At 53.5% G+C, this 19770-nt stretch carries 18 protein-coding genes; 8 read left to right on the top strand and 10 right to left on the bottom strand.

The window, feature by feature from the left end:
* Both ACW44H_RS04165 and ACW44H_RS04160 read right to left on the bottom strand, forming a co-directional pair.
* Positions 1 to 690 carry a CBS domain-containing protein gene (locus ACW44H_RS04165; protein WP_457507131.1) on the bottom strand — a complete coding sequence of 230 codons (690 nt, stop codon included), beginning with the start codon at positions 688 to 690 and terminating at the stop codon, positions 1 to 3.
* 229 nt (positions 691 to 919) lie between these two features.
* On the bottom strand, positions 920 to 2350 hold the full coding sequence (locus tag ACW44H_RS04160; RefSeq protein WP_457507129.1) for a hypothetical protein: 1431 nt from the start codon (positions 2348 to 2350) through the stop codon (positions 920 to 922).
* Positions 2351 to 2476: 126 nt separating this feature from the next.
* On the opposite strand from ACW44H_RS04160, the gene ACW44H_RS04155 reads away from it, so the two are divergent.
* A complete protein-coding gene (locus ACW44H_RS04155) occupies positions 2477 to 3532 on the top strand; it encodes a J domain-containing protein (protein WP_457507127.1) in 1056 nt (351 codons plus the stop codon).
* 69 nt (positions 3533 to 3601) lie between these two features.
* A complete protein-coding gene (locus tag ACW44H_RS04150; RefSeq protein WP_457507126.1) occupies positions 3602 to 4033 on the top strand; it encodes a hypothetical protein in 432 nt (143 codons plus the stop codon).
* Here ACW44H_RS04150 and ACW44H_RS04145 read toward each other — a convergent pair.
* Complete coding sequence (locus tag ACW44H_RS04145; protein WP_457507124.1) at positions 3950 to 6448, bottom strand: mechanosensitive ion channel domain-containing protein; 2499 nt, start codon at positions 6446 to 6448, stop codon at positions 3950 to 3952. The two genes, ACW44H_RS04150 and ACW44H_RS04145, sit on opposite strands and share 84 nt — an antisense overlap.
* A gap of 143 nt (positions 6449 to 6591) precedes the next feature.
* Here ACW44H_RS04145 and ACW44H_RS04140 point away from each other — a divergent pair, with 143 nt between their 5' ends.
* A complete protein-coding gene (locus tag ACW44H_RS04140) occupies positions 6592 to 7602 on the top strand; it encodes an amidoligase family protein (protein ID WP_457507123.1) in 1011 nt (336 codons plus the stop codon).
* 44 nt (positions 7603 to 7646) lie between these two features.
* The gene (locus tag ACW44H_RS04135; RefSeq protein ID WP_457507121.1) at positions 7647 to 8327 is read left to right on the top strand and encodes a gamma-glutamyl-gamma-aminobutyrate hydrolase family protein; all 681 of its coding nucleotides are present in this window, start codon (positions 7647 to 7649) and stop codon (positions 8325 to 8327) included.
* 26 nt (positions 8328 to 8353) lie between these two features.
* Here the strand turns inward: ACW44H_RS04135 and tpx are convergent, their stop codons facing one another.
* Positions 8354 to 8854: a thiol peroxidase gene (tpx, locus tag ACW44H_RS04130; RefSeq protein ID WP_457507119.1), complete on the bottom strand. Its 501-nt coding sequence runs from the start codon at positions 8852 to 8854 to the stop codon at positions 8354 to 8356.
* Positions 8855 to 9019: 165 nt separating this feature from the next.
* Between tpx and ACW44H_RS04125 the strand changes: the two genes are divergently transcribed.
* Complete coding sequence (locus tag ACW44H_RS04125) at positions 9020 to 9736, top strand: glutamine amidotransferase (protein ID WP_457507117.1); 717 nt, start codon at positions 9020 to 9022, stop codon at positions 9734 to 9736.
* A gap of 27 nt (positions 9737 to 9763) precedes the next feature.
* Here the strand turns inward: ACW44H_RS04125 and nfi are convergent, their stop codons facing one another.
* The 3 genes from nfi to ACW44H_RS04110 all read right to left on the bottom strand — a co-directional run bounded on the left by nfi (position 9764) and on the right by ACW44H_RS04110 (position 12603).
* Positions 9764 to 10450, bottom strand: coding sequence for a deoxyribonuclease V (gene nfi, locus ACW44H_RS04120; protein ID WP_113268843.1), 687 nt, complete (start codon positions 10448 to 10450; stop codon positions 9764 to 9766).
* 157 nt (positions 10451 to 10607) lie between these two features.
* Positions 10608 to 12323: a DEAD/DEAH box helicase gene (locus ACW44H_RS04115; RefSeq protein ID WP_113268842.1), complete on the bottom strand. Its 1716-nt coding sequence runs from the start codon at positions 12321 to 12323 to the stop codon at positions 10608 to 10610.
* Between the two features lie 91 nt (positions 12324 to 12414).
* Positions 12415 to 12603, bottom strand: a complete 189-nt coding sequence (locus ACW44H_RS04110; protein ID WP_113268841.1) for a hypothetical protein — start codon at positions 12601 to 12603, stop codon at positions 12415 to 12417.
* A gap of 259 nt (positions 12604 to 12862) precedes the next feature.
* Between ACW44H_RS04110 and ACW44H_RS04105 the strand changes: the two genes are divergently transcribed.
* Positions 12863 to 13060, top strand: a complete 198-nt coding sequence (locus ACW44H_RS04105) for a CsbD family protein (RefSeq protein ID WP_113268840.1) — start codon at positions 12863 to 12865, stop codon at positions 13058 to 13060.
* A gap of 51 nt (positions 13061 to 13111) precedes the next feature.
* Positions 13112 to 13600, top strand: a complete 489-nt coding sequence (locus ACW44H_RS04100) for a PRC-barrel domain-containing protein (protein WP_167408773.1) — start codon at positions 13112 to 13114, stop codon at positions 13598 to 13600.
* Between the two features lie 160 nt (positions 13601 to 13760).
* Here ACW44H_RS04100 and ACW44H_RS04095 read toward each other — a convergent pair whose 3' ends face one another.
* Complete coding sequence (locus ACW44H_RS04095) at positions 13761 to 14753, bottom strand: glutathione S-transferase family protein (RefSeq protein ID WP_457507114.1); 993 nt, start codon at positions 14751 to 14753, stop codon at positions 13761 to 13763.
* Between the two features lie 89 nt (positions 14754 to 14842).
* The gene (locus ACW44H_RS04090; protein WP_113268910.1) at positions 14843 to 15766 is read right to left on the bottom strand and encodes a LysR family transcriptional regulator; all 924 of its coding nucleotides are present in this window, start codon (positions 15764 to 15766) and stop codon (positions 14843 to 14845) included.
* A gap of 436 nt (positions 15767 to 16202) precedes the next feature.
* On the opposite strand from ACW44H_RS04090, the gene ACW44H_RS04085 reads away from it, so the two are divergent.
* Entirely contained in the window at positions 16203 to 17942 is a 1740-nt protein-coding gene (locus ACW44H_RS04085) for a peptidoglycan DD-metalloendopeptidase family protein (RefSeq protein WP_457507112.1), read from the top strand.
* A 130-nt stretch (positions 17943 to 18072) separates the two neighbouring features.
* Here ACW44H_RS04085 and ACW44H_RS04080 read toward each other — a convergent pair whose 3' ends face one another.
* Positions 18073 to 19707, bottom strand: coding sequence for a L,D-transpeptidase family protein (locus tag ACW44H_RS04080; RefSeq protein ID WP_457507110.1), 1635 nt, complete (start codon positions 19705 to 19707; stop codon positions 18073 to 18075).
* Positions 19708 to 19770 lie beyond the last annotated feature (63 nt).

The raw sequence follows: 19770 nt of genomic DNA, 5'->3' as shown, positions 1-19770 counted from the left end.
TTACATATAGCCTACGCCCCGCGGCATCATACCTAGATGATTTTCCACGCGGGTAACCCCTGCCACGTTTTCAGCGGCCACTGTCACCGCCTGCTTCTGCTCAAGCGATTCGACCAGTCCCCAAATTTCCACAACTCCACCGTCCACAATTAAACTAATGTTTTCAGTGTTTGCACCGGTGTTGTGCTCGACTTCGTTTAGAATGGCTTCACGAATTTGTCGATCATCGGTTGGAGATTGCGTCGGCGCCACCGCCGCATTGGCAATCCCTTGCAGCAAGTTAGCGCGGCTGACGATCCCTACCAACTTGCCTTCACGCACGACGGGCACACGTTTGATATGGTGCTTTTCCAGCATTCGAGCAATGCTATGCAGCGGTGCGTTCTCTTCTACGGTCAGTGGGTCTGGCGTCATCACTTCATGGGCTTTACGACCATGCGTCTTGACATAGTCGCCTGCATCTTTACCACCAGCAAACAACGATAACCACCATGAGTGACCATGGTCACTGTCATCTTTTACCCGGCGCATTAAATCGCCTTCACTGACGATCCCGATCACCCGTTGCTCGCCATCCACCACGGGGACGGCGCTAATTCGGTGCTTGAGCAGCAGCTGCGCAATGTCACGTACTTCAGCATCGGGCCCAACACTTACCACTTTGGGTGTCATGATATCGATAGCTTGCATGGTTCTTCTCCTGGTGCCCAGCCTTTGAGACAAGCACTTAAGACAAATCCTGAAAACTGATCGTTAAGGTATCTCCCCTAAAGACTGGCCTAAAGACTGAAACGCATAGGCAGGTTGCCCTGCGTACTTTGAGTTTAGTTCGCTGCCTACAACTTGCCTACGTTGCCGAGCTATCTTGAAGAACGCATTGAGACTGCTTTGATCTAGCGCAGTTTATTGGTCCGCTTGCTTAAGTGTTCTCTTTAGCGACACTGTTATCTTCAACTTTCTCAACGTCCACAATGCCTGATCGACTCACCACGACTTTCCAGCGTGCGAGATAGGGTGTGTCTTCACTGCCTGTTTCACGTATGACAAGATTGAACAGGTGGCGACGCTCGACGCCCTCGCGCACCGCCTGTCCATCTTTAAGGCGATAGATGTGATGTTTGCCTTTGCTCATTAGCCGCGCCAGCATGGAGATATCCAGATTTAGCGTTTCGCGGGTATGCTCGTAGCCGCTTAAAAAGCGTGTGGGCGACATGCGGGAACTTGAACGGTAATGCAACACCACCTCTTCACGTTGGGCCACCTTACGCCGACGCATCTGCTTAATAGCGTTATCCAGCGAGGCAAATCGTTTGTAATCAAACCACTCCAGTTGGCGACCTACCACGGCATTTTGCGTGGGGTCCAAGTACTGGCGGCGCCATTTGGGGCGGCCTTTACGTAGCCAGCGCCAAAGCGTATTGCGCAAATCATCCTTAAACACTTCACGCATGGCATAGAGTAACGCCATGGCCAATACAAACAAGGCAGAAAGGTCCCCTAGCGCACTACGCAATTGCAACACACCCAATGTCACAAACCCCATTACCACCGCGGTGGCTAATGCTTTAACCGCTCTCTGTTCGCCACTGCCAAGCTCAAGAGACTGCTGCTTCAAAGTGATGGGGTACTCGATCAAGCGACGCAGCAGGCGCATTTTGTTCGACATTCGCGTGGGGTCGGCCCTTACCCTTTCGGCGTTATACTTCTGTTCGCTGCGGTGCTCATCTTCCCGGTGGCACACGCTGATAAAACGTCTGCGAATATCGGTAAATTCACCGCCACGGGGCATATGGGCAACCAGCGCTAGCAGTTGCTGTTCGGTAAACCAGGAAAGGTAGTTATCAATATTGGCAAAGTACTTTTTGAAGCTTTCATCATCAGGTTGGTTACGTCGCAGCCGTTTGAGGATTCCGTCACTCAGATCAATCATTTCATGCAGTTGATCGCATAAGGCAACGGCACTTTCTTGTATCTCACTGTTTTCTTCCCGCAGTTCTTGACGGGCATGGCGTAATTTATTGGCACTAACTAGCATCGTTTGAGTGGTGCGCTCCATCGCCTCCACGTATTGGTAAGCGTATAGGCTCAAACTCAAACGATACGAATCGCTACCGAGTCGGTTACGGCTGGCAAGACGACTATGTACCAATGGTAGAAGATATTCGTCACTGTAGTAGGTGCGTGAGACATGGATGGCGGCATGATAAAAAGCCTCTTCTGAGATCAGTTGGGTGCTTAATCCCAGCTCACCAGGCACAAAAAGGTAGACGTCGAGGTTATGCGATGTTTCTTCCTTGAGCCGTCGGGTAAGGCGCAACTGAAAGCTGTTTTTACGATCAACGTTGATCAACTCACCAATCTCCTACTCCCTTCACTAACATGATGATATACCATGGCTGAAATGTTCATGGCGCTGCCCGGAAAACTGTTGCCAGATCACGCCCACTGTTCACCTCTTTATCTGTGGAGCTAGGAAATGTCCATTGCCCGTTTTTCACCCTTTGAGCTGCTGCTATTAAAGAGCCGCAGCCAAGTGGATACGGCAACTCTGCTGCTGCTGGGCTGGGTGCTGGTGCACCGCCAACACGTCTCGGAAGGCCAGCGACGACGTCGCTTGGCCCAGGTAACTGCGCAGTTTCGCCACGGGCATGAGCTAGGCCCGGTCATGAGTATTGCCCATAGCCAAGACCTCCAAGCCATCCAGTTAGCCGCAGAGGTAGTCCGCAAAGAGTGTGGCACAGAGCGCAGCCAGAGCATTATTCATCAAGCCATTACTGTCGCTACCGATGACGGCGAGCTGTCATTGGCCAACCATTATATTTTGCGCTTTTTAGCGGACTTGCTAAGCGTCGCCCCGATGACCTTAAATATTCTGTTTAAGGAGCTGACGGGCATTCCATTGGTGACTCCCGAAGATCCCAGCCGTGATGCCTATTGGCAAGTTCACGACCCCGATTATCATGCCCGCAAAGTACGTGAGGCCGAGGCGGCTGAGCAGAAACAACAACAGACCAACGCTCGGGCAGAACAGCAGCAACGGCAGAAAGAGCAACGCCACCAACAGAAGCAGCAAAAACAGCAGGAAAAGCAACGCCGCCAAGAGGAGGCCCGCCAAGCGCAGGAACAAGAACAGCAGCGCCAGCAAGAGCAAGCTCGCCAGCAGGAACGCCAGCGACAGCGCGAGCGAACCGAACGGGAACAACAGCGCTCTCGTCAGCAAGACTCGCACCGACAAGGCTCCCACCAGCAAGACTATCGCCAACAAGAGTATCGTCAACAAGAGCAACGCAATAACCATTCCCACCAGCAGCGTACCGCGCCACCACCACCCGACCGCACTACCCGGGCGCTTTCGGTACTGGGGCTTACCCCCGGCGCTAGCCGTATTGAGGTTCGTCATGCCTATCGGCGAATGGCGCAGCTCCACCATCCAGACCGCTTCTACTCCGAAAGCGAACATCAGGTCGCTCTGGCTTCCGCGCGTTTCCAGCGTATCAAAAACGCCTACGATTACTTAATGCAAACTTACTAAGGCCATGCAATGCTAGGCGTTTTGTGCTGGTCCTTGAGAATAAAGCTATAAGAGAAACGATAGCCCCCTATGCGCGATTTGTACCAGCGCCTCGCGGTTTCCCCTGAGGCCAACGACCAAGAGATCAAACGAGCCGTCGCTAACTGCCAGCATAGCGCGCTGCGCCAAGATGCCGAGACGGTTTTTTCCGTTGCCGAACGCCGCGAAGCCTACGATACGCTTCACGATACCGTGAGCGATATTGGCAGGCTACGAGCGCGGCTAGGGCTCAGCCACAGCGCACACTGGCAGGGTGACGTGGCAAACGACTTTTCACTACCGCCCGATCATGCCATTTCGCGCCATGATGAACTGGTAGATCGCGTTAGCCACGCAGTCTCGCTGTATAACCGTTGGCGTCGCTTACGCGGGCCGTGGCTATTCATCGCCGTGTTCACCGCCGGTGCTGGCATAGGTGCCTGCCTGGGGCTTGCCTTGTGCTGGGGGCTTTTGCCGGTGTGACGCCGCTCGATCAGCCGTCTTATCATACTTTCGCTCTTGCTCGTCGCGACGAATTTCTGCTTTTGTCGGGCGCGGTGCAGGCTTTGGCGGTGTGGGTCTTTTGTGGTCGTCTGTGTCCGATTCTTGCTCCGCATCTGAAGCCCTCTGATCGCTGGCTGGCGCGTCATCGTCAAGCGAGAATGAAGTGCCTGCGGTGGCCTCCATGCGATCTTCCGAGCGCGACTCCATACTGATGCTGAGGCGCGGTACGCCCAGGTCAATCTCTTGTGCTTCCATACGCTGCTTGAGTAGCAGATTAAACGCCCTGGATACATCCCACTGCATCTCTGGTGCCGTGCGAAAACGCATACGCAGGATAGGACAGCCATCTTCAAACCCCTGAACCCCCTGCATTTCCAACGGCGACCAGATGTAGTGGCGCATCATCGGGTCGCGACGCAACTCCTGCGCGGTCTCCTGCATCAGCGTAATCGCGTCGTCGATTTTCATATCAAATGGAATACGGATACGCATCAGTGCAATACCGAACTGACGCGACATGTTGTGAATCGATTCAATGCGGCTAAACGTGATGATGTGCACGATCCCATCCAAGTCGCGAAGACGTACGGTGCGCAGCGTCAGCCCTTCGACAGTCCCCATATGGTTATTGATCTGCACAAAGTCATCGACCGCCAGCGAGTCCTCGATCAAAATAAAGATGCCGGTAATTAAATCCTGCACTAACGTTTGGGCACCAAAACCAATCGCCAAACCGATCACACCGGCACCGGCTAGCAGCGGCGTCACGTTGACACCCAAATTAGCCAACCCGGCGATGACGGCAATAATTAAAATAGTCACGAAGATGACATTGCGAATCATGGGGGTGATGGTTTGTGCCCGGGCTTGATTGACCCGCCGCCCCCGTGAACGCGCTGATGACATCAATGCACGCTGGATAGCCGTGTCAGCAAAGATCCACACCAGCCAGGCCAATAGCACGGTGGCGCCCAGGCTGAACAGCGCTTGCCCAATGCGGGCACTGGCCACGGCTTGCTGACCAAGGCCAAAGAACGAACTGCCCCACACCTGCATCGAGAGCTCAGCAAACACCATCCATGCGAAAATATGCGCGAGGACAAAGCCGAAGCGCTCTAAGCGTTTGCGATATTGACTCTGGCGATGACGGTGACGGCGCTTGCCAATCCGTTCCGCCTGACGGCGCAGTAGCCCAGTCACCACCAGCGTAAGCACCAGCAGGCTGGCGGATATAATCGAGCGCGCCAGTGCGGTGCCCACATCGCCCACCGTGATAAAAATGGCCAGCAGTGAACCACTGACCAGAAGCAGCGCGGGTATGTGCCATAACCCACCCAGCGAGCGAATCATTTCGACGGCAGTACTGGCATCACGGCGCTGCTTGAAGGGTCGGTTACAAATCAAATGACGCACGGGGCGTTTGAATTTAATAATAAACCGCGCTGCCAGCAGCGCTGCCAGCATATTGGAGAGAACCGAGACCAAGCTTGAAAGTTCGCTACCAAGCAGTTCAACCAAGCGAGTGGAGTTGACCGCATCGCCAAGCGCAATCAAAGCACCAATCACAAACATGCCACGCAGGGCACGCTGTTGAAGCAATTGAACTGCCGTAAACCGATGGCCGCGGCTAAAGAAGGCGATGACCGTTTCAAATACCACCGAAAGCGCCCGACCACACAGGCAGATATAGGCAACTACCAGCACTAAGGTACGCCCAGGGCTATCAGGTAGTACTTGGCCAATCCCAAGCGTAATAGCAAACGACAACGCCCAAGGCAGCATTCGGCGTAAAAAATGCACCGCCATTAGCCAGGCTTTGGGATCCCGAGGCAAATCCAGCGGCCATTCTCGGCGTGTAGCCACCATCCGCCCAATGGCAATCATTACCACCAACAGCACGCCCCAAATCAAGGCCAATATGGCTCCCTCGACAACCGCTCGTATCGCCTCGCCCTGGTCGGCATCATCGTTTAGCGCCCGTAAATCCTCAGCCCCCTGTACGAGTTGGCGCGCCCACTGATCAACCGGCGAATCGCCTGCTTGAGCCTGGTCGCCAAGGTCGCTTAACGTATCGGCGAGTGCCCCCAATAGCCCCTGCCGCACTACGCCCTCATCCTCACTGGCAGCGTCGGCTGTCACTTGCAATTCACGCAGCGATTTAAGCAGCTCGGTGCGCCGCTCCTCGTTTTCAAGCATGGTAATGACATCATTCAACGACGCCTGAAACTCTTCTCCGCTGACTTCGGCAGTTTCCTCCTCAGAACCGCCGCCCAAACTGGGTAGCGATACGGTTTGCGCCTGGGCCTGCGTTATCGTCATGCTTGTCATTACTAGGCTTGCCAATACAAACAAGGCAACGCCTATTAGCGAGTTAATCAACCAGTGCTGTCGCACGCCTTACTCCTGAAAATTAGCTTAGATGGCGCCCTGCTTATCGTCTGCCGGCCTTATGGTTTACTGAACAGGGTAATACGCTCAGTCTCATTGCGTGACTATGATAGGCTGGATACTTAAACGTTCACCTCAAGGATGCCGAGATGACGCTGCAAGCTCCACCTAACCGCTTAAACAGTCACGGAAAAATCCGGCAAGTAGGCGTCGAAATTGAATTTGCTGGCCTACCTCCCCGCGACACGGCAATGCTGGTACGCGAACTGTTTGGCGGGGAGCTTAACGTGGTAAGCCCTCATCGGCTACTAGTAGAAAATACCCGCTGGGGCGAATTTGGCATTGAACTTGACACTCAGTATGCCCATCCCGATAAATCCCTGCTCGACGATCCTCATGCAGAAGACAGCGAGTGGGCACGCCATCAGCATCAGCGGCGCATCGAATTCCACCAAAAAACTCGTGAATTAATTGGCGATATGGTCATCGGCTTAGTGCCTACCGAAATCGTTTGCCCACCGGTGCCCTGGAATGAACTGGAAGATTTGGATGCACTGTTTGAAGCCCTACGTGAGCACGGCGCCAAGGGGACCGATGCCAGCTTGATGTATGGCTTTGGGTTGCATCTAAACCCTGAAGTAGAGAGTTTTGACGCTGACTATTTGCTCGCCATGCTGCGTGCCTACTTACTGCTTGCGGGCTGGCTGCGCGATGAAATTAAAGTCGATATTACCCGCGAGATGCTGCCCCACGCCAACCCATTTCACAAAGCCTACGCGTTAAAAGTACTCGATAGCCGCTACGCGCCTGATCTTGACACCTTGATTGACGACTATCTGCACTACAACCCCACACGCAATCGCGAGCTCGACATGCTGCCGCTTTTTGCCTATCTGCGTCCCGACCATCGTCATGAATTGTTGCATACCCAGCTCACTAAGCCCCGGCCCACTTTTCACTATCGCTTACCCAATGCCCAGCTTTCTCAGCCTGGTTGGGGCTCGACGATCGAGTGGAATCGCTGGGTGGAAGTCGAGAAACTTGCCGCTAACACTGACGTCTTACTCGCTCGCTGTGCTGAATATATCGCTGATCATAACCGCCCCCTGCTAACTCGGGTTAAAGACAAGCTGGGGCGCTGGCTGAGGCGTAAGCACTAATTTTTCCCATTTCATTTTTTTTGCAACAGTGAGCAACCACCCGCATGACTCGGCCACTAATCGGAATTACTACCTCTGACCAAAAAAGCCACTTAGCGTGGTGGTTTGATTGGTTTGCCGTCTGGCGACATGGTGGCAAGCCGCTGCGTTTATCGCCTTCTCGTCCGCGTCCTGAACACCTGGATGGATTGATCATTGGCGGCGGTGACGATATTCAGGCCCACCTATACGGTGGGGAGGTTCAGTTGGATGTACGCCTTGACCCCGCCCGCGATGAGCTGGAGCTCGCGCTGCTCGAACGCTTTATTCCGCTGCATACGCCAGTGCTGGGCATTTGTCGGGGAGCGCAACTCATCAACGTTCATCTAGGCGGCACCCTGGATCCCGATATTTATACCACCCATGAAGGTTTAAAACGGCGACGCACGGTACTGCCGCGCAAAACCGTCGATATCGTCGGAGCAAGTAAGCTGCACCGCTTGCTAGGCGTAACGTGGTGCCGCGTTAACAGCCTTCACCACCAAGCCGTGCATGAAGCGGGTAAAGGAATTGAGATTGTCGCTCGCGACCGGGATGGTTTGGTGCAAGGCATAGAATCACGCGAACACGATTTTCTGATTGGCGTGCAGTGGCACCCCGAGTGGCTGGTTTTCAACCGCCCCCAGCAGCGCTTAATTCGCGCCCTGGTGACGGCATCAAAACGCCACGCTAGGCGGCGTGCTTAACCTTACGCTCTGTTTAACGAGAGGCGCTAGTTTAATGCCGCCAAGGCAGCATCGTAGTCGGGCTCGTTTTTCAACTCGCTCACTAGCTCACTGTGCAGCACGCGATTATCGGCATCCAACACCACTACCGCACGGGCACACAGCCCCTCCATCGGGTTATTGCACAATGCCACGCCCCAGGTTTCACGAAACTCTGGATGACGGAAAGTAGACAGTGTTTCAACATTATCCAGCCCTTCTGCGCCACAAAAGCGTTTAGCGGCGAAAGGTAAGTCCGCAGAGACAACTAAGACCACTGTGTCCGCCAGTTTTGACGCCAATTCATTGAATCGCCGAGTCGACATGGCGCAGGTGGGCGTATCCACACTGGGAATAATATTGAATACTTTACGCTTGCCTGCATACGTATCGAGCGTGACATCCTGCAGTTCGGTATTAGTTAGCGTCATCGCGGGCGCTGCTTGCCCGGCACTGGGCAGTGTGCCAGCAACATCCAGTGGTTCGCCTGCACGGGTAATCTGTTGCATTGCCTACTCCTTATTACATTAATCATTAATGCGTTCTTAACGCCTGAGAAGCCATGGTAGGCTATCTTCATCGTTTTGAAGACATTGTTTTGGAGACATCACATTGCGGACTCGACGCGAAAGTCTCAGCTCAACGTTTGTGTTTCATTTCACCGAGGGAGTGATATGGCCTGTGTATTGATCGTTAAAACTGGCGATGCGTATCCAGAAGTTGTTGACCAATATGGTGATTTTGAAACGTTATTTGAAAAGCAGCTTAGCACTGCCCTGCCAGCACACTTAGACCTGCAGGTGTGGGATGCTCAACGAAACCCCACTGCACCGGCGCTTGATGGCTTGGCAGGTATTCTCATCACTGGCTCGCACAGCATGGTCAGTGATGCCGAACCCTGGAGCGAAGCGCTTAAGCCGTGGCTAAAAGCAGCACTAGCCAACAATACGCCTATGTTAGGCGTTTGCTATGGCCACCAGCTAATGGCCGACTCGTTTGGCGGTGTTAGCGACTACCACCCTGCGGGCCGCGAGTCCGGCACTCATACAGTGCGGTTGACGCAAGCGGGCCAGCAAGATCCGCTGTTTAGCCAACTCCCCGAACGATTTGCAGCTCATCTCACTCATGCGCAATCAGTCATGCAGGCGCCTCAGGGAAACACCGTGCTGGCGCATAACAGCCATGACGCCCATCAAGCGCTGCGCTATGGCCCCCGCCAGTGGAGCGTGCAGTTTCATCCTGAGTTCACCGCCCACGTGATGTGCGCCTACCTGAAACGTCAACAGGCGGCACTGCTCGACCAGGGCGAAGAGCCCGACACTCTGCTGGCGAACGTTATTGACTGCAGTGAAGCCTCAAGCCTACTGCGGCGTTTTTTAGCCTTTGTATAACCGTTTCCATCACACTTTTTTACGCCATCACTTGCGCTGGTCTCGCCGCGACGCTAAGCGATCGGCAAGCCTTGTTGGTTCCGGCAGCTTGGTACGTCCTAAACACTGCATCACCCACGTAAGTGACGTCTCCAGCGTGATACGGTGACCGGGTGATACGAACACCGGCTTGACCTTCGCACGCGAGCGCAACACGGCCCCAATCGTCTCTTTTCCCGCATAAAGTGGCGTCCAATCGCCGCGCTGCTCACCTACCTCAGCGTGTTTGCCATACAGACGTGATTTAGCAATGCCAATAGTGGGCAAATCCAGCCATAGCCCCAAGTGAGCCGCCACCCCTAGCCGACGCGGGTGCGCAATCCCTTGGCCATCAACCATCACCAGTTCGGGCAAAACGCTGAGTTTTTCGAACGCGCCCAGCGCCGCGGGGATTTCACGAAACGATAGCAAGCCGGGAATATAGGGCATACGGGTGGGCTCACGGTTAACCACTTGCTCAACCACGCTTAACTCTGGTGCAGTGGCAGGGTCCCATTTCAGCACCACCACGGCCGCCCGGGTCGTTTCGCCGCCATCTTCAAAACCGATATCCACCCCGGCAATATGCGTTACCGGGGCCAGGCGGTCGGACATTTCTAGCTGCGTCGCTAACTGCGATTGCAGCGCCATCGCCTCTCTAGGCGCAAGGTTCCATTCATGTAGCGATGCTGACATATCATCCTCCCTGAAGACCTTTCTGAAGAACAATCACTCTAATGATTGGTGCATAAGGTAGCAAAAAAACGCCCCCGCACCAGTGAAGGTGCGGGGGCGATCGGGATGCTCAGTTGCCGCTAAGCGGTAGCTGATTAATCCTTACGTTGATGAAAGCTTAGGCGCGTTCGCGACGACGAACCGGCGCATCGCCTTCATCACGACGACGGCGCGGTGCGCGTTCAGCCGGTGCGCTGTCTTCGCTGATTTCCAGCGGACGACCGGCCACACGGGCACGGGCCATCTTGGTCAGAATCGTCGAGGGCAAGCCGCTCGGCAGTTCCACGACAGAGAAAGCGTTGCGGATATCGATACGGCCGATACGTGCGCCTTCGATGCCACCTTCATTGGCGAGAGCACCGACTAACTGGCCCGGCTTGACGCCATCTTTATGACCGACGGAAACGCGGTAGCGCGTCATACCTTCAGTCGGACCGCTAGTGCGTTCACGGCGTGCACCCGGCTTACCGGCAGGAGCGCCATCACGCGAGGGCTTCTCTTTACGCGGTGCCTGTAAGCGACCAATCGGTGCTTCATCAGCGCGCGCCATCGCAGCAAACGCACAGGTTAGCTCGATCGGGTCGTGGCCTTCTTCGATCAGACGTTCAATCAGCGCGCGTTGCTCTTCTGCACCCTTGGTTAAGGAGGCAGTGACACGCTGATGAAAGACTTCATCACGATGGGCACGAATAGCGGCTTCGTCAGGCAGCGCCATTTCGGTCATCTTCTGACCGGTTGCCTGCTCCATCCAGCCGACTTTGCGGCCTTCACGGAAGCCAGCAAAGGTGATGGCAATACCACTGCGACCAGCACGACCAGTACGGCCGATACGGTGCGTGTAGGCTTCCGCATCTTGGGGCAGGTCGTAATTAATGACGTGGGTGATACGCGACACGTCAAGACCACGAGCTGCCACATCCGTGGCGATCAGCACGTCGACTTTGCCACGCTTCAAGCGCGTAATGGTACGCTCACGCAAGCTTTGGTCGAGATCACCCGACAGGCCAGCAGCGTTAACACCACGGGCAGTCAACTGCTCAACTAGCGTGGTACAGGCCGCACGTGTACGTACAAAGACGATGGCACCATCGACCGGTTCAACTTCAAGAATACGGGATAGGGCTTCGAGCTTAGCACCGCCATCAACACGAACAATGCGCTGCTCAATGTTTTCGCCGGTCGTGGTACTAGATTCAATGGCGACTTTCACAGGGTTAACCAAGTAGCGGTTAACAATGCGTTCAATTTCAGCCGGCAACGTGGCCGAGAAGAACACGCGCTGAGCATCTTTCGGGGTATCGGCAACCACGCGTTTTACGTCGTCGATAAAGCCCATGCGCAGCATTTCGTCGGCTTCGTCCAGCACTAGCGCAGAGAGGCCATCAAGCTTGAGGCTACCGCGATCCAGGTGGTCGATAATACGACCGGGGGTACCCACAACCACTTGTGCGCCACGCTTAAGGGCGCCAAGCTGTTCACGGTACTCTTGGCCGCCACAAAGGGTCGCTACTTCGAGACCTTTGAGGTTTTGGCCATACTTGCTAAACGAGGCAGCTACTTGCTGAGCTAGCTCGCGGGTCGGCGCCATTACTAGCACTTGCGGTTCGCGGCGAGTCAGTTCTAAACGTGACAGTAACGGTAATGCAAACGCTGCGGTTTTGCCGGTACCCGTCTGGGCCTGGCCCAGCATATCGCGGCCTTCAAGCAGCGCGGGGATGGTTTGTGCTTGAATCGGCGAGGGAACGAGGTAGCCCTGGGATTCAACAGCAGACAGAACGGCAGGCAAAAGGGCCAGATCGCCGAAGCTCGGCGAGGCGACAGAAGTCGAGGTCATTAATCACACCTTGGTAGGCCGGTAAGTACCGGCAAAAAAACATCGTGAGCGTCTCTGACTCTGTTATCGCCAAACGACATGAATGTGGTCGTTATCGAAAACAGGCACCGCCGAAGCGGTCAAAGCCATCAATGGAGTCGGAGACGCCGGTCGCACCTAGCATCCGGTTGGCAAGCACCGCCTTAGCGGGCCAACCGTTGTGGCGACCTTCTGCGCCGATTTCACCCGTGTGGTGAAATACTGGAGGCGCGCCATCTTCACAGCAATGAACATCTAGCAATTGGCGAGATGTTCCCGCAAGCGACACTGCTAATAACTATTAATATGTAGTAGTGCTTATTAATAACTATTACAGATAAACGCTTATCGTCGTGATGGAGGGGTCAACACATGCGAGGAGCGCGCATCCTAACATCGTATTTTGCTCCTGACCAGCCTTTTTAACTTGCACCATACTGAATCAGGGACTTGCACTCATACACATATGGTCTAACCTAAGAGGTGCCTAATCAAGTTCACGAATCTCAAGGAGTGATGCAATGAACTGGGATCAAATCGAAGGTAAATGGACAGAAATGAAAGGCAAAGCCCGCGCTAGCTGGGGTGAGCTTTCCGACGATGAACTGGATCAGATCGGTGGTAAAAAAGATCAGTTAGTGGGTAAGCTGCAGCAGAAGTATGGTTTTGAACGCGAGGAAGCCGAACGTCAAGCCGATGATTGGGCTGATCGTCAGTAATAGCTATCAAGCCATTTTTTACTATTTATCGTAGCCACATGGAGAGATGCTATGCGTAAGACAATTCTGACAACCGCGATTAGTGCCACCCTACTAGGTAGCTTTGCAATGGGTGCCCATGCGTCTAATGAACCGCAAGGCATGTACTCTGCTGATGACATTCTTGACGCTGAAGTCTACTTTGCTGGCGGCTCCGGTGATGAGATCGGTGAAGTCGATGACATCTTGTTTGACGAAGAGATGCGTATTAGCGCGATTGTCATCGAAAGCGGTGACGTGCTTGGCTTAGGTGGGCGTGAGATCGTAGTGGATACCGATTACTTCACTCTCGAAACGGATACCGAAGACGATGGCGATACTGAACATCGCATTATGGTCGAAGCCAGCCAGGAAGAAATAGAAGCTTTGCCTGCCTATAATAATGATTGGTGGGAACAGACCAAGGCCAATGCTCGTGATGCTTGGCAAACGACCCAAGAAGGTGCGGAAAGCGCTTGGCAACGCACTCGTGAAGCTATCGATGTCGACGATAACAGCTAATAACGCTTAACTAGGGCAAACGTTTTTCGCAGTCTTATTTTGGCTGTGCTAATAGATAAATCTAACGTACCGATATCTTAGGTATGGAAAAGGGCCGCTCACAGAGACGGCCCTTTTTGATGGTGACACTATAGCGAATGGCTATCTAACCATGTGCTGTCTATTTACGCCGTACGCCTTTACCTGGCAAACGCTCCCGATCGTGAGGGCGCTGAAAGTCGAGCAGCGGGCCAGCAGGGACAATACGGGTTGGGTTAATCGTATCGTGGCTATAATAATAGTGGCGTTTGATGTGATCCATATTGACCGTTTCAGCAATGCCGGGCCACTGGTAGAGCTCTCTGACGTAATTAGACAGATTGGGATAATCTTCAATACGCTTAAAATTGCACTTGAAATGACCATAATAAACTGCGTCAAACCGAATCAGCGTTGTAAACAGACGAATATCTGCCTCAGTCAGCCACTCCCCTGCTAAATATCGCTGCTCGCTTAAGCGCGCTTCCACCCGATCCAGCGCATCAAACAGCGCTTTCATATGCTTCTCATAGACGGCTTGCTCTGTGGCAAAGCCGGTTTTATAAACCCCGTTATTGATATGGTCGTACACATCGGCGTTGATTTCATCAATCACGCTGCGAAGATCATCGGGGTAAAAGTCCAAATCGTTGCCGGTGAGCTCGTCGAACGCATGATTAAGCATACGCAGTAGATCAGCAGACTCATTATTAACAATGGCACTGCGTTGCTTATCCCATAGCACAGGTACTGTGACTCGACCGGTATAGTGTGGGTCGGTCTTGGTATAAAGCTGATGGTGAAATTCCGCGCCGTTAATCGGGTCACCGCTGGAACCTTCATCCTCACGATAGGTCCAGCCTTGGTCGAGCATCAACGGGCTGACATGAGACGTGCCCACCAGCGGCTCCAGCCCTTTGAGCTTACGCATTATCAATGTGCGGTGCGCCCAAGGGCAGGCTAGCGAGACATATAAATGGTAGCGGTCTTTCTCTGCGGGGTAGCAATCACCGTTTGTCTCCGGCTGAGTGCCGACCCAGTCGCGTAACTGGGCTGATTCCCGCACGAACTCGCCGCCGTGCTTTTTGGTGTCATACCACTGGTCTTGCCATTGGCCATTTACAAGCAGTCCCATGGGGCGTCTCCTGAAAAGTCTTATGGTGTGCTGGTTATTGCTTAATATTTCCAGCATACGCCCGCAGTGTGGAGGCTCAAGCGGATGTTTTACGCCCTTTCATTCGAGTGAATCGAATCATGCAGTGCACACTCGCTAACGACGGCTTTTTTTAGCGCTTCAGCCATCGCATGGGCCGCAGGCCCTGCGCGGTCTCGATCACGAAAGATCATTTGAATAGGCACTTCACGGATACCGCCTGCAGGCAGCGGCAATGCCTTTAATTGGCCGTTTTTTAACTCTTCGCCAATACGCGTTTCGGGCATCCAAGCAAAGCCCAAACCACGTCGCAGCATATCAAGTGACGTATTTAGATGAGTAACGGTCCAGCGTTGTTCGGCTTTTAACCAGCCTGCGTTTGTCGATTGCCGCAGGGCTGAGTCACGCACAACCAACTGCCGGTGCTGAGCCAAGTCGCGTAAATCCAATGAACGACCCAACTGATGCAGGGCATGCCGAGGATGCGCTACCGCCACAAAACGTACCGTTACCAGCGGCTCACCTAAGAAACCCTGCGCCTCAATGCCAGAGACCACTAGGTCTGCGCGGCCATCGTAAAGCATCTCAATGCCTCCATTGAGAACACTTTCGTGCAACTGAACGCGTACTTGAGGGTACGTTTCAGAGAAGCGCTCCAGCGCTTTGGCTTGCGCAGCTGCAGGAAAAACCTGGTCGATTGCCACCACCACTTCTGCTTCTAATCCAGCGGCAAGGCGAGTAGCCACATCCTCAAGCGAGGCTGCGCTCTCAATTAACTGGCGTGCACGCCGAAGCAGCAACTCACCCGCTTCGGTCAAACGTACTTGGCGGCCAACGGGCTCCAGCACTTGGACCCCTAGCTGCTCTTCCAATTTATGCACAGCGTGGTTCAACGTAGAGGGACTTTTATGTACGGCTTCAGCCGCACGCGCAAACCCACCATGGTCAACCACGGCGGCTAGCATTTGCCATTGTGAAAGTGTTACCCGTGACATTTCGATTTCCTCAACGCAATACAGCGAAATAATGCGCTTAATGTTCGAAAAAAACATGACTAGAATGCCAGGAAATGAGCATCAGTTCTGCCAATGCTTTTAAAATGCTTGCGAGTAGCCAATTGGCGTTGGTTAAAAATGTAGCTAGCGACTGAAAAGAAACTAAATTCTGAACCTTAGTTATATTTTAACTTTAATAAACTTAATTTTCGTCTATGTTAATTCAGGTTATTTAATTATCCGGCCTTGTTCGTTACATTTGTTAGCAAACGGTGTTTATAAATAGTAATATCGGCTTTTATTTGCCTTATTTTTCTTTAATTATGCTTTATGTATAGATGTACAGTCTATGCACCCTTGTCCTCATGGGGTAAGGTTTCCGGGTTTATGCGCTTAATAGTTACTTTTAATCACGAACTCGGCGGTCTATTTACCCATGTTGCGAATCCTCCATTCGCTGCCCCGCACGCACAAATTATTACTGTTACCTGTGGCCACTATGGTTACTGTGCTGGGCGCACAAAAGTTGCTGACAACATACCAAGATTTAAACCAACCACACACACCACTTGAAAGCGTGCTGGTACCGCTTCCAAGTGATTCAACACCGGGCGTACCTTCTTTGCGTCAAGAGCGCACCCCGGTGGCTGAAGCGATCGACCGCGCCTCTCGCGCCATCGACGCCACCCGCGACAATATCCCTCTCAGTGAACTAACAGCGTCCGAGATCATTGATCTTGATGTCATCGCCACCGCTGACGCCGATATAGCGTCCCAAGCTGCCCTGGATGATGATGTAACAGTGCTTAATGCCGCCTCACTTGATGCCCCTGCGCTTGAAGCTACGCCTGCACTTAATACGGCAGCGCTGGGCATCACCGAGCTTGATGATGGCGCACTGCATATGGCGATTGTGCTGGGCACACTGACCAGCGGCATGCTGGATGCAGATAGTGCTTCTTCGGTTGAAATTGCCGATGCTACTTCTTATGAGGATTACGGCGCTGAACTATTTGGTGATATCTCATTTTTGGACTTAGAGCTGGCAGCAGAAGAGCCGTTTGTACCTGAATGGGAAACGCACATTGTGGAATCCGGTGAAACCTTCGCCGTGTTAGCACAAAACGAATTAGGCCTCGGCTACAGCGAAGTAATGACCCTGCTTGAAGATTTACCCGATCAACGCATGCTCACACACTGGCGCGCCGGGCACAGCTTTGATTACCAACTGGGTGAAGATGGACGTTTACTGTCACTGCGCATGATGAAAAATACGCGTGATGGCATATTACTGGAAAGGGATGCAGACCAGTTTGCCATTACCACTATTGAACGACAGGGTGAACCCGTTCAACGCCTTTATGCAGGTAGCGTCAGCGGTAGTTTCGCACGCTCGGCCCAGGCGACAGGTTTAAACAGTGGTGCGGTAACGGAACTGACGAAGCTACTTGAGAAAAAGCTCGATTTTCGTCGTGGTAGCCGCCGCGGTGACCGCTTCCAGGTACTGGTCGAGTCGGACATGATTGATGGGGAAACTCTTGATTCGCGCGTATTAGCGGTTCAATACGACGGCGAGCGCATGGATTTAACCGTGGTGCGCAATGCCACTGATGATAATTTTTATACCCCTGAGGGTGGCAGCCTTGACCCGGCCTTTGCACGTCATCCATTCGAAGGCAGCTACCGTTTGAGCTCCAACTTTAACCCACGGCGTAAACACCCGGTCACTGGTCGTATCAGTCCGCATAATGGCACCGACTTTGCCATGCCCATCGGCACGCCCGTCACGGCCCCCGCCAATGGGGTCGTCGAGCGTGTAAGCAACCACCATGCGGCAGGGCGTTACATCATCGTCCGTCACGACAACGGTTACCGCACGCGCTATTTACACCTTTCACGCCCGCTAGTTAAGCAAGGTGAACGTGTGACAATGGGCGAGCGCATTGCGTTGTCAGGCAACACAGGCCGCAGCACTGGCCCTCACTTGCATTACGAAGTCATCGTTAACAACTCACCGGTGAATGCGATGACTGTATCCCTACCCGAAAATACCAGTTTAAGCGGCGATACGCTTATTGCGTTCCAGAACCAAGCGGCGCCTATTCTGGCCACATTGGAAAGCGGTGAGACAGGCCCGACTAACGTGGCTAATTATCAGCAGGAAAGCGACGACTAACGGCTCTTATTAAGTAAACGTTTTAAACCGCAAAACACCGCCAAGTTGGCGGTGTTTTTCGTTAGGTTGCTTTGTTTCTATGCTTCCAGCATGTTCTTCAACAGTGGTCTTCAAGATTGGCTTTCAACCATTAGACAGAACGCTGTAACGCTGCCAACAGCGTTGCATCACGGCGGTAGATGTCGGGCCTGAACTCCACTTCACCTTGTGCATTTGGCCACGCGGTTAAATAGTGAAGTGCCACAGGAATACGCTGAGTTAGGCGTACGTTGAGATCGCTCCCCCCACTCAATAAAGTGCTCATTTGGTAACGACTGCCAGTGTCTTGCAGCAGCATTTGCGCTAGTTCAGCCACGCCTTCAACGCGAACACAGCCTGAACTGAGTGCCCGCCGGTCACGCTGAAATAAGCCGCGTGCGGGGGTATCGTGCAAATAGATCATGTCATCATTAGGAAACCGGACGACAACGCGACCCAGCGGGTTACCCGCACCCGCCACTTGGCGCAGCATAACGCCACCAGGGCGTTGCCAATCGATCTCTTCTGCCACAAGCGGTTCACCGGAGAGGCTAATGACCTGGATGTTTTGTTGCGCCAAGTAATCGATATCCGCCCGCACACGAGGCAACACATCTTCGCGCATAATTGTTGGTGGTATTGTCCAGGACGGATTAATCGTTAAATGGCTGATGGTAGAGTGGATAATGGGCGTTTCACGACGTGGCGACCCTACCACCACCCGAGCATCCCAATGTTGGCCGTTCGGGCGCACGTAATGCATTCGATAGCCAGCAATATCGACCCACACTTGTGGTTCAGCAGACTGCATCGGACCGATCCAACGTGCACGTTCCAAATTCACCCGCAGCTGGTCAATGCGTGTCGACACCGAGGTATTGAGGGCCAGACGGGTCTGTTCGCCCACTACACCATCTTCTTGTAACAAATGGCGTCGTTGGAAGCGCTTGACAGCCGCTTCTAGCGAGGCATCAAAGGTCCGCCGGTTAGGTGCCGACTGCACACCGATAAGCGGATAAGCGCTGCTGTCGGCTACCGATACATCGGCATCCCCCCACAGTGCCAAGCGTTGGCGCAGCACGCTAACATCATCGGCTTCATCCCCTGGCCGAAGTGATTCTTCACGTGCAGCCAAGTAAGGTGGACTACCCAGGTTAGCCAGCTGATAATGCTGCTTCAAGGCATCGCGCAGCTGTTGGTATTCGGCTGATGAGGGCCGGGCCAGCGCAATAGCGTTATCAATCGAACGATCTTCAATAGCATGCACAACACGTCGCAGCGAGTAGCCACGCTCAGGGCGCGGCGCTTCCCAATTGGGCTCGACATCCCGCGGGTTCACCTTACCGCGCTCTAAATGATCCAGTGCCAGCAGCAGAGATTGAGTGGCTTTAATATCAAACGATACCTGGGCATCATTGCCGCTTACCTGGCTACGCTGAAATTCACCGAGCAGCGAATCAGCGTGATAATCCTCTGGCACCAAGCCATCGTTTTCAAGGCTGTTGAGCGCCGCCACCAATGATTCAACCGCTTCCGCTGTCGGCCAGACAAGCTGACCCTTATGCAGTTGATAGAACTCAGCAATAGGTAAACGGTGCGGTTCCACCGTGCTTAATTGCTGAGCTAGCGCCTGCTCCAGCGGTACTGATTCCGCATACGCACTGTTGATGCCTAAAGGGCTATGGCTAAGCGTTAAACACAGAGCGACCCCTATCGCCCATCGTCTTAGTGGCTGTATCTCGTTCATCGCCCTCTCCTTGCGTTACTATAGCCTTCCACTTCGGCCGACCCTGTTTTTTTATATTAGCCG

This window comes from Vreelandella sulfidaeris Esulfide1 (genome assembly GCF_054072535.1).
The sequence above is the reverse complement of the archived record's forward strand: the minus strand, read 5'-3'. Positions and strand labels throughout refer to the sequence as shown.

What these genes read in the sequence shown, in the direction of transcription:
- ACW44H_RS04165 (WP_457507131.1), bottom strand. Translation starts at nt 690, where the DNA reads ATGCAAGCTATCGATATCATGACACCCAAAGTGGTAAGTGTTGGGCCC.
- ACW44H_RS04155 (WP_457507127.1), top strand. Translation starts at nt 2,477, where the DNA reads ATGTCCATTGCCCGTTTTTCACCCTTTGAGCTGCTGCTATTAAAGAGC.
- ACW44H_RS04150 (WP_457507126.1), top strand. Translation starts at nt 3,602, where the DNA reads ATGCGCGATTTGTACCAGCGCCTCGCGGTTTCCCCTGAGGCCAACGAC.
- ACW44H_RS04140 (WP_457507123.1), top strand. Translation starts at nt 6,592, where the DNA reads ATGACGCTGCAAGCTCCACCTAACCGCTTAAACAGTCACGGAAAAATC.
- ACW44H_RS04135 (WP_457507121.1), top strand. Translation starts at nt 7,647, where the DNA reads ATGACTCGGCCACTAATCGGAATTACTACCTCTGACCAAAAAAGCCAC.
- tpx (WP_457507119.1), bottom strand. Translation starts at nt 8,854, where the DNA reads ATGCAACAGATTACCCGTGCAGGCGAACCACTGGATGTTGCTGGCACA.
- ACW44H_RS04125 (WP_457507117.1), top strand. Translation starts at nt 9,020, where the DNA reads ATGGCCTGTGTATTGATCGTTAAAACTGGCGATGCGTATCCAGAAGTT.
- nfi (WP_113268843.1), bottom strand. Translation starts at nt 10,450, where the DNA reads ATGTCAGCATCGCTACATGAATGGAACCTTGCGCCTAGAGAGGCGATG.
- ACW44H_RS04115 (WP_113268842.1), bottom strand. Translation starts at nt 12,323, where the DNA reads ATGACCTCGACTTCTGTCGCCTCGCCGAGCTTCGGCGATCTGGCCCTT.
- ACW44H_RS04105 (WP_113268840.1), top strand. Translation starts at nt 12,863, where the DNA reads ATGAACTGGGATCAAATCGAAGGTAAATGGACAGAAATGAAAGGCAAA.
- ACW44H_RS04100 (WP_167408773.1), top strand. Translation starts at nt 13,112, where the DNA reads ATGCGTAAGACAATTCTGACAACCGCGATTAGTGCCACCCTACTAGGT.
- ACW44H_RS04095 (WP_457507114.1), bottom strand. Translation starts at nt 14,753, where the DNA reads ATGGGACTGCTTGTAAATGGCCAATGGCAAGACCAGTGGTATGACACC.
- ACW44H_RS04090 (WP_113268910.1), bottom strand. Translation starts at nt 15,766, where the DNA reads ATGTCACGGGTAACACTTTCACAATGGCAAATGCTAGCCGCCGTGGTT.
- ACW44H_RS04085 (WP_457507112.1), top strand. Translation starts at nt 16,203, where the DNA reads ATGTTGCGAATCCTCCATTCGCTGCCCCGCACGCACAAATTATTACTG.
- ACW44H_RS04080 (WP_457507110.1), bottom strand. Translation starts at nt 19,707, where the DNA reads ATGAACGAGATACAGCCACTAAGACGATGGGCGATAGGGGTCGCTCTG.